Source organism: Mesorhizobium sp. M7A.F.Ca.US.010.02.1.1 (genome assembly GCF_004023085.1).
Taxonomy (GTDB): domain Bacteria; phylum Pseudomonadota; class Alphaproteobacteria; order Rhizobiales; family Rhizobiaceae; genus Mesorhizobium.
The window spans coordinates 259905-272729 of record NZ_RZRV01000002.1; the positions used below are offsets into that span (position 1 = coordinate 259905).

At 63.9% G+C, this 12825-nt stretch carries 11 protein-coding genes; 4 read left to right on the forward strand and 7 right to left on the reverse strand.

Annotated features, from left to right (window positions below):
* Positions 1 to 158: 158 nt before the first annotated feature.
* The gene (locus tag EOA19_RS03120; protein WP_128302656.1) at positions 159 to 2705 is read right to left on the reverse strand and encodes a Wzz/FepE/Etk N-terminal domain-containing protein; all 2547 of its coding nucleotides are present in this window, start codon (positions 2703 to 2705) and stop codon (positions 159 to 161) included.
* Between the two features lie 198 nt (positions 2706 to 2903).
* Between EOA19_RS03120 and EOA19_RS03125 the strand changes: the two genes are divergently transcribed.
* Positions 2904 to 4199 (forward strand): lipopolysaccharide biosynthesis protein, encoded by a 1296-nt coding sequence (locus EOA19_RS03125; protein WP_128302657.1) that lies wholly within the window; start codon positions 2904 to 2906, stop codon positions 4197 to 4199.
* Positions 4200 to 4254: 55 nt separating this feature from the next.
* Here EOA19_RS03125 and EOA19_RS03130 read toward each other — a convergent pair whose 3' ends face one another.
* Genes EOA19_RS03130 through EOA19_RS03140 form a run of 3 tightly spaced genes read right to left on the reverse strand, consistent with a single transcriptional unit; the run spans position 4255 to position 7138 of the window.
* Complete coding sequence (locus EOA19_RS03130; protein ID WP_128302658.1) at positions 4255 to 5178, reverse strand: DUF6492 family protein; 924 nt, start codon at positions 5176 to 5178, stop codon at positions 4255 to 4257.
* Positions 5175 to 5969 carry a WecB/TagA/CpsF family glycosyltransferase gene (locus EOA19_RS03135; RefSeq protein ID WP_128302659.1) on the reverse strand — a complete coding sequence of 265 codons (795 nt, stop codon included), beginning with the start codon at positions 5967 to 5969 and terminating at the stop codon, positions 5175 to 5177. Before EOA19_RS03135 ends, EOA19_RS03130 begins: the two co-directional genes overlap by 4 nt.
* A complete protein-coding gene (locus EOA19_RS03140; protein ID WP_128302660.1) occupies positions 5966 to 7138 on the reverse strand; it encodes a glycosyltransferase family 4 protein in 1173 nt (390 codons plus the stop codon). Before EOA19_RS03140 ends, EOA19_RS03135 begins: the two co-directional genes overlap by 4 nt.
* A gap of 171 nt (positions 7139 to 7309) precedes the next feature.
* Here EOA19_RS03140 and EOA19_RS03145 point away from each other — a divergent pair, with 171 nt between their 5' ends.
* The 3 genes from EOA19_RS03145 to proC are packed head-to-tail and all read left to right on the forward strand — an operon-like array spanning position 7310 to position 10498.
* Positions 7310 to 8308 (forward strand): glycosyltransferase, encoded by a 999-nt coding sequence (locus EOA19_RS03145; RefSeq protein WP_128302661.1) that lies wholly within the window; start codon positions 7310 to 7312, stop codon positions 8306 to 8308.
* Entirely contained in the window at positions 8277 to 9623 is a 1347-nt protein-coding gene (locus EOA19_RS03150; protein WP_128302662.1) for an O-antigen ligase, read from the forward strand. The genes EOA19_RS03145 and EOA19_RS03150 overlap by 32 nt, the downstream gene beginning before the upstream one ends.
* A 59-nt stretch (positions 9624 to 9682) precedes the next feature.
* Positions 9683 to 10498, forward strand: a complete 816-nt coding sequence (proC, locus tag EOA19_RS03155) for a pyrroline-5-carboxylate reductase (RefSeq protein ID WP_128302663.1) — start codon at positions 9683 to 9685, stop codon at positions 10496 to 10498.
* Between the two features lie 8 nt (positions 10499 to 10506).
* Here the strand turns inward: proC and EOA19_RS03160 are convergent, their stop codons facing one another.
* The 3 genes from EOA19_RS03160 to EOA19_RS03170 form a co-directional block, all read right to left on the reverse strand.
* Positions 10507 to 10839, reverse strand: a complete 333-nt coding sequence (locus tag EOA19_RS03160; protein ID WP_245486050.1) for a type II toxin-antitoxin system VapC family toxin — start codon at positions 10837 to 10839, stop codon at positions 10507 to 10509.
* Positions 10840 to 10897: 58 nt separating this feature from the next.
* On the reverse strand, positions 10898 to 11140 hold the full coding sequence (locus EOA19_RS03165) for a type II toxin-antitoxin system VapB family antitoxin (protein WP_128302664.1): 243 nt from the start codon (positions 11138 to 11140) through the stop codon (positions 10898 to 10900).
* Positions 11141 to 11206: 66 nt separating this feature from the next.
* Positions 11207 to 12520, reverse strand: a complete 1314-nt coding sequence (locus tag EOA19_RS03170; RefSeq protein ID WP_128302665.1) for an NAD(P)H-dependent oxidoreductase — start codon at positions 12518 to 12520, stop codon at positions 11207 to 11209.
* Positions 12521 to 12825: the final 305 nt, after the last annotated feature.

Genomic DNA, 12825 nt, shown 5'->3' on the forward strand with positions numbered 1-12825 from the left:
GCCCAAGCGCGTCGCTTCCGAAAGCGACGCGCTTTTCGATCTTTCACAGCGTGGCATTTTCACGAAAATTCCAACATGCAATCCCGCCAAAGCGCCGTCCCATGCCGTTTACGCGAAACCGGCATGTTTTTGTACGGCGCCTGGAAGAATTTTGTGGCTCAGAAGTAGCGGCGCCGCGCGCGGCTCTCGGTCAGTTCGCGAACCGCTTCGCGGAATTCGCGCAGGCTGGCGCGGATTTCCTCGATTGGCGCTTGCTGCTCGGCATCCTCCACGGCCCGCGACGGCTCCGCCGATTGCTGATGAGGCTGAGGCGCCTGTTGCTGCTGGAGGGGCGGTTGTGGATAGGACTCGGAAGCAGGCTGAGCCGGATCGGGCTGCTGCCCGGCGTTGGCGGCCGGCATCGATGGCAAATAGGGATAGCCCGGCGGCTGCGCGTAGCCCAATGGCTGCGCGTAGGGATAGAGCTGCGGCCCGGAATATGGCCGCTGCGTCACCATGGGAGGCGGCAGTGGCGGCTGCGCCGTCTGCTGCGGATGGCCGCCGGGCTGGAAAGGCGGCGCCGGGTATGCTGTCGCGGCCGCCTGCCGAGGCTCGAAGGCCGGCGCCGACTGGGGATAAGCGCGGTATTGCGGATCCTGCATTGGTTTCGCGTTTTCGGCAGAGGCCCATTCAACGGTATCGAACGGCTCCTCCCGGGATGGCCTGCGGGAGACGGACTTATGCAGTCTCGACAGCAAGGCACCGATCCGGCCGGGACCTTCGGCCGGCGAGACCTCGGCTTGCTGGACAGGCGGTGGCGCGGCCGGCGGTGGTGATGCAGGCGGGGGTGTCGATGGCTGCGGCGCTGGTGTTTGTGGCGGCGCCGGCGGCGCTGCCCGATATGCCTTGTCTTCGTAAGGCGTCCGGCGTTCGTCCGTGCCATGGTCGCGGCGCGAGCGCGAATTGGCGGTGTCACGCAGGCTCTCATAGGCGCCACGCATGGCTCCGAGGCCAATGCCGGAGGCAAAGCCCAGCAACAGGCCGCCGAGCGCGACCACGACCCGCGACGGCCCGTTTGCCTCGAGCGGCGCGAAGGCCTTCGAGATCACGTTGATGTTGGCTGTGTTGATGTCCTTCTGCTCGCCGGTTTCCTTGGCGCGCAGCAGATACTGTTCGTAGACGGAACGCTTGGCGGTCGCCTCGCGCTCCAGTTCGCGCATCGACACCAGGTCGCTGTTGACGTCGCCGCTGCGGACCTTCAGCTGCGCCAGGCGAGAGGCAAGGTCCTGTTCGAGCTGGACCGCGCGCTTGAGGTCGACCTGCAGCGACGAGCCTATACGGCGCAGCTCCGCGGCGATGCGGTCGCGTGCGCCGGCAATCTGGGCATTGAGCGCCTGGAGTTCGGGATGACGCGGGCCGAACCGGATGGCGGCGCGGTCAGCCTCCTGCTTGAGCGACGCATATTGCGAACGCAGATCGCTCATCGTGTTGGAGTTGATCTCCTCCGGCAAGGTGCCGGTGAGGACCGAATTGACGTCGACCGACCGCGCCGAAGCGGCCCGGGCATTCAGCTCCAGCGTGCGGGCGCGGGCAATCGACAGTTGCTCGTTGAGCTTCAGCATCTCGTCATCGCTGATGAGATGGCCCTGCGCGTCGACAAGGTCGTGCGTGGCCCTGAAATCTTCGACCTTGCGCTCGGCGGCCTCGACTCCCTTGCGCAACTCGTCAAGCCGGGCCGTCAGTTCGTCGGTGGCGCGGCCTGCGGTGTCCGACTGTATCTGGCCGAAAGTCTGCAGAAAGACATCCGTCATCGTGTTGGCGATGAGGGCCGATTTCTCGCCATTCTGCGTGGTGGCACTGACGGTGATGACGAAGGTCTTGCCGCCGCGCTCGACCGAAAGGCTCTCGGCCAGATTGCCGACAGCAAGCGCGCGGCGGCGGGCGTCGTCGACACCGCCCGGCCCGTCATTGCGGGACAGGACGGAGCGGATGAGCGACATGACGCTGAGGCCGCCGCCGCCTTGCCCATTGAATTCCGGATCGTTGACCAGATTGAGCTTGTCGACGACCTTGTTGAGAACAGTGCCTGATGTCAGCACCCGGACCTGGTTCTCGACGATGGCCAGCGTGGCGTCGGAAGCGACGACCGACTGGGTGAGGTCGCGGTCCGTGAGCTTCAGGTCGCGCGGGTCGACGATCAGTTCTGTGGTGGCTTCGTATTTCTTCGGCGTCGACAGCGCGATGGTGATGCCGAGCGCAGCGCCCAGTAGTGTCGTCGTCACGATCAGCAGCTTCGACTTGCCGACACCGCGCACGACCTGCATCGGATCGATCAGCGGCTTCCACTGCTGGCTGTCCATGCCGTCGTTTCGGGATACCGACGCGTCGCCCGCAGCGTAAGGTTCCGATGCATGATCGGCGCGACGGGCGCCAGCGGTTTCGGCGGCACTGATTTGTGTCCGTGGCGTGGTTTGCGCGCGATACGATGACGAAGCTTGCTTATGATCCCCGTCGGTCGCGACCGGATCCGATAGTTTCGTGTTCCGGGCCTCACGCTGCGAACGGGCGAGACGATGACGCGTGGCCGCATCCTCGCGCCATGACGGGTCTGCCCGATCGCCTATCGAGACCAGGGACGCGTCGGGTTCGTCGCCGCGCACAGCCTGGCCAAGCGCCAGCAATGAGCGCTCGCGCTTCCAGTCTTCGCGGTTTTCCCTGTCGACCATCGTCTGGAACTTTACCTTTGGCGACCTGCAAACGGCGATTGGCCATTCGTTAAGCCACGCTAAACAGGCATGGAAAACAAAAGGTTAATTTTCCCGCGCCGAAGCGTCGGTTTCTCGCTTCGGTTGCATCTATTTTCGACACAAGCCCAAGCTCCAGAACGGCACGTTAAGTTTTCCGGCCTAGGCTCTCCTCGAGACATGACGCAGGCCAGTGACATACCGCAAAGGCGGCCCCTCGCCCGGATCGGCAGCTTTTTGGCCGAACGACGGGGGCTGCTTCGCGACTATTTCTCGGCGATCAGCGGCGCCGGCGGGCGACTGGTGTTTTCACTGGCCTATTTCATCGCGTTGGCCAACACGCTCTCCATTTCCGAATTCGGCATGTTCGCCACCGCATCGGCGGCCGGTGTCATGCTGTCGCGCATCCTCGCTTTCGGGTTCATCTCGGCGCTCTACCGCACCGCCACCATCCGCCCCAATCTAATCGGCACTTTTTCCGCCGGCTTCCTGCTGCTCGGCGTGCTGTCGCTGCCGCTGCTGGCCGCGGCCTCGTTCGGCGTCTATCTGCTTTTCTTCGCCGACACCGTGCCGCTGTCGGTGTTTGCGGCAATCGTCTTTGCCGAAGCGCTGTTGTGGCGGCCGGTCGAGGTAGCACTGATCGTCAACAACGGCCTGGGCAAATTCGGCCGCGCCGCGCTGCTGGCCATCCTGGCGACCGCGCTGCGGGCGCTCGGCGCGGTGCTGTTCATGTTCTCAGCACAACACAGCGTCTGGATATGGTCTTGGTTCTATATCGGCGCCAATGCCGCCTCGCTGCTGATTGCCTTCGGCTTCTTCTACCCGCGCCAGAGGCTGCGGCTGCGGGTCGCTCTGTATCTTCGGCGATTGGCCGATTCCATCTATGTGGCCGGCGCCGAAGTGCTGTTCTACCTGCAGATGGAGTTCGACAAGCTGCTGGTGCTGGCGATCGGCGGCCCGCATCTGGCTGGCATCTACGCCATCATCATGCGGCTGGTAGACCTGACGGCCATTCCGATCCGCACCTTCTCGATGATGCTGGTGCAGCGCATGATGCGCGCACCGGAACTGTTGTCACGGCTGGCGGTCAAGAGCGGCATCGAAGGCGGTGTGTTCGCGGTCTCCACGGCAGCGCTGCTGACGCTTGGCATCGTGCTGCACTTCTTCCCCAACGCACTCGGCAAGAATGTCGCCGAGGCTGCCCCGCTGGTGGTGCTGGCGATCTGCGTGCCGGGACTGCGCAATCTTGTCGAATACCAGGCCGAACTTTTGTTCGCGCGCGGCCAGACGCTGGTACGGGCGCTCAATCTCGGCCTGCTCGCCGCGCTGAAGGCACTGTTGCTGACCTATGTGCTGACGACCATCCTCGACACGCCGAATCTGGTGCTATCGCTCAATGTCGTCTTCCTGCTTCTGTATCTCGCCTCGACGCTGCTCACCTATTCGGCGATGCGCAAGCCGGCCAAACCCGTCTAGGACTTTCTTTGCACCTGATCTTTTCCAAAAACCGGTTCCCGCTTTTCGGGATGCTCTAATCCAACCCAATCAGTCGGCGGATGCGGCCGATATCGGTGCCGATGAAGGATTGCATGCCGATCGCCACCTGCTCCGGCGCCATGGCGGCAACGAAGCGGCGGAACTCGTCATCCGAAAGCGCTTCGCCGGTCCAGTGGACGCGGCAGAATTCTTCCGAACCGTGGAAGTGGCCGGCGCCCTCCAGCAGATCGTCGACATAGCGGCCGTAGATCATGCATTCGGAGAATTTGCGCGCCGAGCCGACGACCTCGATCCAGTCGCGGCCATGGACCTTCTCGATCTCGGCGCACATGGCCAGCACGGTGTCGCGCCGCCAGGCGATCAGCGTCGAGATATAGTCATGGATCGACGTCCGGGACGGGTCGATGCCGAGTGCCGATCCCGCATTGCGCGACCAGATGCGATGCTCCTCATGACCTTCGTCCGCCAGGACACCGTCGCGGCGAAACAGGCGCACCTTGCCGTCGCGCCAGAAGGCGCCGCAGTCGAAAGGTTTGAGGAAAGCGACGTCTGAATCGCAGAAGATGAGCACGTCTTGAGATGCATGCGCCGATATGGCGATGCGGCGCAATTGCTGTACATGCCAGCCGCGCAGCGGCTGAGTCTTCAGGCTGAGCCACACGCGCCGGCGAAACAGGCTGAGCGGATCGTCGAAAGCGTGCAGCCAGCGCGGCAGCAATTCACGCTCGTCGACGACCGTGCGGCGGCCGGTTTCCAATTGGCGAAACAGACTGACGTCGCGATGTTCGACCAGGATGTAATGGTGCGCCGCGCCCGAAACGTGGCGATCAAGTGTCTCGCACAGCAGACGGCAGCGCTCGAAGTCGGGCGCGTAGCTTGCCGTCACGATTGCCGCCGTCGGTGTCTGCCGCAGCGGGCTCGGCTCGGCAGCGGCACCTGGCACGAACCTGCTGTTCACTTGATATCCCTCGCTGCTTCGGGCGCAAGCGAGAATTTCTGCCTGACGACGCGCAGCAGGAACAGCGGGTTGCCGACCACATAGCGGCGCCACAGGCGGCTCGGTTCGACAGCCAACCGGAACAGCCATTCGAGCCGCAGCCGGCGCATCCACAAGGGCGCGCGGGGCACCGCGCCGCTCAGGAAATCAAGCAACGCGCCGACGGCGATCGGCAGCGTGCAATGGCGCGCGTCGATATGGCGTTCGATCCACAATTCCTGGCGTGGCACGCCCATGGCGACGAGCAGCACGTCGGGCCGAAGCGCGGCAATCCGGTCGACGATTTCCTGCTCCTGCGAAGCAGGGAAATAGCCGTCATGGATCACCACGAAGCTGTGCTGCACCGCCAATGCGGCCAGCTTGACCGACGCCGCTTCGGCATTGACGCGCGTCGCGCCGAGCAGCCCCACGGTCAGCTGCGTCGTCGAGGCCTGCAGGAAGGCCGGGACGAAATCGGTACCGTTGAGATTGTCGGGAAATGGCGCCCCGTAGAGGAGTCTCGCCGCCAGATCGATACCGATGCCGTCGGGCAGGATGAGGAAATCATCGAGTGCCTCGGCGAACACCGGGTCGGTATAGGCGATGTTGGCGTTGTGGGCGTTGAGGAAACTGACCTTGGTGAAGCGCCGCTCGGCAATCAACCGGTTCAGCAGGGCGATGGCATCGTTCCAGCGGACCGCAACCACCGGGATGCCAAGGATCGTCTTCAGCGTGTCAAGCCCGAACGCGGCGCGGGCGGAATGCATGTTCATGCAAACGCCTCCTGCCTGACGGGTGCGAGCTTTTCGAGGCCGAGCCGGATGGCAGCGTCGAGCGCCTTGACCTGCGAGCCCCGGAACGCGCTGCCGTCAACGTCGCGGATGTCGGCCGCCGCAGCCTCGAGTGCCCTGGCGAAGGCGACGGGATCGTCGGTGACGACGCAGTTGGCCGGACGGTGGTCGATGCCGCGCAGCGAACGGCTGGTGGCGACGGAAGGCAGGCCGAGCTCGAAGGTCTCGATTGTCTTCAACTGGACGCCGCTGCCGGCGGTGCTGATCAGCGGGATGACGGCAGCGCCACGCACGAAAGCCTGCGCGTCGGGCACGCGGCCGACAAATTCAACACCCGGATGCTTCGACGTGACGCCCGAAGGCATGTGGCCGGCGATGCGGATGCGAAAGTCGGGCCGCAGATGCGGCACGACCTTGCCCAGGAACCAGTCGAGGCCGATGCGGTTCGGCTGCCAGGTCCAGGTGCCGATCAGGGCGGCATCGCAGTCGATGCGGCGCGGGCCTTTCAGGGTTGTCGCGTGGGCACCGGTCACCAGCGGTAGCACCGCCGAGCGGTCGTGCGAGGCGACACCGAGGGCGGCGCGGTCTTCCTCGGCCAGGGTGAAGACGAAGCACGCCCGGCGGCAGAGACGCTCTTCGACGGTCTTGAGCAGCCTCGCCTCGCGACGAAACAGCAGGCGCTGGAAGAGGCTGCCGGCGGCTGCGGCATTCTCCCGCGCCGAAAGATGCTCGACATTGTGGGCAATGAAGATCGAAGGCCGGTCGGTGAACAGTTTTTCGAAGGCGCCGGCGAACTGCACGGAATTCAAGACATAGCCATCAACTGGTCCAGCGCGCTCGATGGCAGCGAGAACATCGCTGTCGGACACGGCGCGCAGCTTGGCCGAGGCGAAGGTGAGGCCCGAAAGCAGCGCCTTGCCGACCCAGGCCAGCTTTTGCCGCGCGGAGGCATTGTCCGTGCGAACGTCGATGGCACCCAGAACCACGGTGTTTTCGGGGTCGGCTGCGGGTTTCCCCGGCCAGGTGAAGCCGATGACGGTTACGCGCGCGCCAGCGCGCCGCAAGGCAGCGATGATCGCAGCGTTGGCGATCTCGTAGCCCGAGGCGAGAGCGCCGTCAGGCACGATCGATGTGGCGAACAGCAGATGCATCTCACCTATCCTGTGGTGTAGCCGGTAGCAAAGTGCGGTGAACCCTTGATTAAGCCAGCACATTCGATGGCCGAAAGTCCCTGTCTGGCGGGCTTCTCCGTGCAAGGTGATTAACGAAACCTTATCACCGTGGTGCTACCAGAGCCCAACTCACCATGTGGCTGGACACGGATGATCCCTTTGCCATCGGACGGTTCGGTATCGATCGCTGGACGCACGCCGCGGCTTGACGTCGAGGCCGTCGAAGCCGTCATCACCTTGCCTACCTTCAAGCGTCCCCAGCAGGTGCTGGAAACGCTGGCGTCGCTGCGCGCGCAGCAAACCGGCAGGCGCTTTGCCGTGATCGTCATGGAGAACGAAGCCGAGGCGCGGGCCGGCGCCAAGGCGGCGCTGCCGCTGTTCGAGCGCGGTGAGATGCCGGGCCTCGTCATCACCGCGCATGAGCGCGGCAATTGCAGCGCCTACAATGCCGGCTGGCAGACGGCCATCCTGCAATTCCCGAACTTCAGGCATCTGCTGGTCATCGACGATGACGAGATCGCCGATCCGCAGTGGCTGGAACGGATGTGCCACGCTGCCGAAACGCTCGGCGCCGATATCGTCGGCGGCCCGCAAGTGCCCGTGTTTGCCGACCCCGCCCATGCCAGATGGGCAGAGCATCCGGTGTTCGCGCCGCCTTACCGGGAAACCGGACGCGTGCCGGCGCTCTATTCGTCCGGCAATCTTCTGGTCGGGCGCAACGTGCTGATCGCCATGGGTCCACCCTTTCTCGATCTCAGATTCAACTTCATGGGCGGCGGCGATTCCGACTTTCTCAGCCGGTCGGCGCAAAAGGGCTTTGTTCTGGGTTGGTGCGCCGAGGCCAAGGTGCTGGAAACCGTTCCGGCGCGGCGTATCGAAGCCGACTGGATCCGTGCCCGCAGCCTGCGCAACGGCGTGATCTCGACACTGGTCGAAAAGAAGAAGCGTGCCGGCACGCCAATGGCCGGCGCCAAAGTGTTGCTGAAGAGCCTGGCACTGCTTGCCGCTTCGCCCTTTCGCGGCCTGATCCGGCTGGCGCGGACCGGATCGCCTGATATCGCCATCTACCCCGTCCATGTGGCGCTGGGCCGCGTGCTGGCCGAATTCGGATATGCCAATGAGCAATACCGCCAGCCTGAGAAAAACTGAGCACGCGCCGCTCAGCGCCGCGTTCACGCGCGAAGGCGTGGCCACCGCCATTGCCGCGCTGCTGTTCACCGTCATCATGGTGTCCTTCCGGCCGTTCCAGCCGGGCGGCGCAGAACTTACCGGTCAAGGCGGCGACATCGTCAACCAGCTTGGCTTCGGCTCGCTCGGCGCCATGTCGATCTTCTCGCTGATGGCCTTTGCCGATCCGCGCGTCGTGCGCTCGCTGCTCAGCCCGTCCTGGGTGCTGATGCTGGGCTTCTTTTTCCTGTCGGTGGTCCTGTCGACCGATCCGCCTTCGGCGATGCGCGCCGCCTCCTTCACCCTGATCGGCATCCTGACGATGGCGACGATCCTGGTGCTGCCGCGCGACGCCGAAGCCTTCTCGAAGGTGATCATCTTCACCGCCGTCGTGGTCATGGGCCTTTCCTATCTCGGCCTCATCGTCTTTCCGCACGAGGCGATGCACACAGCCGACTCGCAGGAGCCCGAGCATGCCGGCCTGTGGCGCGGCGTGTTCACCCACAAGAACATCGCCGGGCCGATCATGGCCTGCCTCAGTTTCGCAGGCCTCTATCTCTACCGGCGCGGACAGCGCTACTGGGGCGCCGGGATCTTCCTCGCAGCAATGATTTTCATGCTGCACACCGGCTCCAAGACGACCGCCGGCCTGGTGCCGTTCTCGATCCTGATCGTGATGTTCCCGAGCCTGATAGGCATGCGGCTCGGCACGCCGATCCTGTTTGCGCTGGCGATCGTCGCCACGGCGGTCGGCACGCTGGGCATCGTCTTCCTGCCGCCTGTAAAACATCTGGCGGCAATCTATTTCCCCGGCATGACCTATACCGGCCGCACGACGCTGTGGGAGTTCGCCGGCAGCATGCTGGCGAAGAAGCCATGGACCGGCTACGGCTATGAGAGCTTCTGGGGCACGCCGCTGCTGCTCAACCAGGATCAGCCTTTCGACCGGCCGTGGGACATCAGGACCATCGTGCACGGCCATGACGGCTATCTCGACATCGCCGTGCTGATGGGCATTCCGGCACTGTGCGTGGCGGTCTACACTTTCCTCATCGCGCCGCTGCGCGACTACATGCGCATTCCGTTGCGCAGGGAAAACATCTTTCTCGGCGACTTCTTCATGATGGTGGTGCTGTTCACGGCGCTGAACGCCTTCCTCGAAAGCTTCTTCTTCCATCGCGGCGACCCGGTCTGGCTGTTCTTCGTGCTCGGCGTGCTTGGCCTCAGGCAAGTGTCGCTGCAGCCAATCGCGGTACGCGATCCCGATCGTGGCTCGCGATCTTTCCGTCCATCCTGACAGGGCTTCCCCAGGGAAGCGCCAGCGTCTATGTGATGGCTTCCTTCGGAGGGCTTTCGATGACGATCAGACTTGTTCTCGCCGGCTGCGGCAATATGGGCTACGCCATGCTCTCGGGCTGGCTGAAATCCGGCAAGCTTGCGCCATCAGCGGTCTTCGTGGTCGAGCCCAATGCCGATCTGCGCAATCGCGCCGCAGCGTTGGGCTGCGGCACATCAGCCGATGCCGGCGATATTCCAGCAGACGCCGTGCCCGATCTCGTCGTCATCGCGGTGAAGCCGCAGGTGATCCGCGATGTCACCTCCGCCTACAAGCGTTTCGGCGACGGCCGCACCACCTTCGTCAGCATCGCCGCTGGCACGCCTGCCGCCACCTTCGAGGAAATCTTGGGCAACCGCGCGCCGATCGTGCGCTGCATGCCCAACACGCCCGCGGCGATCGGCAAAGGCATGATGGTTGTGTTCTCAAACAAGCTCGTGTCGGATGACACCAAGCGTTTCGTCGCCGACCTTTTGTCAGCGAGCGGTGAAGTGGCCACCATCGACGACGAGGGCCTAATGGACGCGGTGACCGCCGTGTCCGGATCGGGACCGGCCTACATCTTCCATTTCATCGAGGCGCTAACGGTGGCCGCCGAGAAGGCCGGGCTGCCGACGGCGACCGCCAAGCTGCTCGCCATGCAGACGGTCTATGGCGCCGCCTCGCTCGCCGCCGAAAGCGGCGAGGAACCGGGCGTGCTGCGCCAGCAGGTGACCAGCCCCAAGGGGACGACGGCAGCGGCGCTGGAGGTGCTGATGGGCGAGGACCGGCTGACCAATCTGCTCACGCAAGCGGTGGAAGCGGCGCGGCTGCGGTCGGTCGAACTGGGAAAATAAACGGACGTTTAAGCGAGATCCGTGTGCGAGAAGTCGTTGCCCTTGTAGAGCAAAGCCGCGCCGTGACTCTTGGCACAAGCGTAGGATAGACAATCTGCAAGGTTGAGCTGGGCGGGATGCCCGCGCCCCTTCCCGTAGTCCGAGAACGCTTGAACCGCCAGCTTGGCATCGCCGGCGCCGATCGGCACGATTTCGATTTCAGCCTCGCGCAGAAACGCCTCTATCGCCGCTTCCACAACAACAGGCTCGACAGCAAGCATGGTGGAGAGCCGCATTGCTGCTTCGAGCACGACTAGTGCTGAGGTTATTTGCGTGGTGTTGCCTGGATTCGATTGCTCCATTCGCCGGCGTCCCCTTCTCTCGAAAGAATTGCGACAACCACCGAGGTATCGACGAACATCAGGAATGCCCCCACATGTCGTCGATCTCATCCTTACTTACAGGGCGGCCGCCCTGGCCGGCTTTGGCCTTAAGATCCTCGGCGATGGCAGCAAGTCGATCCGCTAGAGGAACGCGTCCGCTTTCCCGTTTCAATTCAGACTCAAGCGCTTCGATGACCGCCTCGGTCATGGAAATCTTGCGTTTGGTGGCGAGCCGCCGCGCCAGTTCGCGGGCGCGCGGATCCCTGATCTGGAGGTTCATTGGCCTGTCCTCAGTGACATTTGCCACTACAAGATAGTGCATTCGTCATGACAGTGCCACAACGGACTATCTTCCGTACAGCATCTCGTCCTGCAGCCGGCGCAAGGCGAACAGCCTAGTCGACTGGTCGGGCGCGGCATTATTCGCCGTCAGCAACTCGCCTTTCCTGACCGGTTTCAGCACCCTGCCGCCCTCGAGCAGACCGACCGGCACGGCGCGCTGGGCGCGGGCTTCGCCGACGGTCATCGTCCAGGAGCGGTAACAGGTCTCGCCGATCGCATCGAAGGTCTCGCCGGCGGCGATATCCCGCTTGGCGACCGCACAGACTTCGGCAACGGGTCGCGGCAGCGGCACCATGTCGGGGTTGCCGAAAAGCATGATGCGGGCGGCGGTCAGCGGCACTTCCAGAGAGGTCAAATGATAGGGCCGGAACAGGCTGTAATAGGGGCCGTGGCCGATATGCAGATCGTCCATGCGCTGGATGATGCGCGGATGCGTCGCCTCGACGATGACAAAGACGCCGGGCGCGACGCCCTTGCCGACCGTGTAGTCGACGACGCCTTTCTTCAACAGCAGACCGCCATCCTCGCGCGGGATCAGCACCTTGGCGAGATCATCGCGGTCGGCCCTCGGGCCGTGCATGCCGGGCACATCGGGCACCAGCCCGGTGGCGTTGGCGATGGCGCACATCTCGACCATGGTCTTGGAACCGTCGACGAACTCGACCAGCATGCGCGGGTTCATGTTGCGGCGGATCGCTTCGGCGCGATAGTCGTCCGGCACGGCATCGTGGTTGAGCGGGTTGTTCTTGCCCTTGCCGGCCGAGACGATGGTCAGCCCGAGCGCCGACGCGAATTCGATCAGTTCCATGCAGCTCGACGGCTCGTCGCCCGCACCCACCGAATAGACGACGCCAAGCCGGTCGGCCTGCTGCTTCAGATAGCAACCGATGGTGACGTCGGCCTCGACGTTCATCATCACAAGATGCTTGCCGTGCTCCATCGCCATGAGGTCGAAGTCGGCGGCGACACCCGGCTTGCCGGTGGCGTCGATGACGACGTCGATCAGCGGGTTGGTGACCAGCATCTCGTTCGAGGTGATGGCGATCTTGCCGCTCTCGATGGCGCCGGTGACTTTCGACGCGGTGTCGGCTTCGACCGCCATGGCTTCATCGCCATAGGCGATGCGGATGGCATCGCGCGCGGTGTGCGGGCGGCGCGTCGAGACGGCGCAGATCGAAATGCCTGGCATCAGCATGCCTTGCGTGACCAGATCGGTGCCCATTTCGCCCGAGCCGATGACACCAATGCGCACCGGGCGGCCTTCGGCGGCACGCCTGGCGAGATCACGGGCAAGGCCGGTCAGGGCGACGTTGGTCATGCAAGAATGTCCACAGCTTCGTGATTTGGGATCGGATAGCAGGGAACGGGTTCTATTTGCCAACGAAACCCGGTCGCGACCGGCAATTTCCACGAAATCGTCTCGGAAGGGACGTCCTTCGGGGCTCGATTGGCCGAAGCGCAACCAATTGACATCGCAGCGAACAACCCAATAAAACATTCGTTTGTCAACAAAGGCAAATGTTCACCGACGCGACAGTCGGGAAGCATTCGCCTCTGGCGCAAATTGGGGAGTGTCTTTGCGCCACGGCGTCAAAGGCTGGATGGAGCATCATTGCGAGGCGT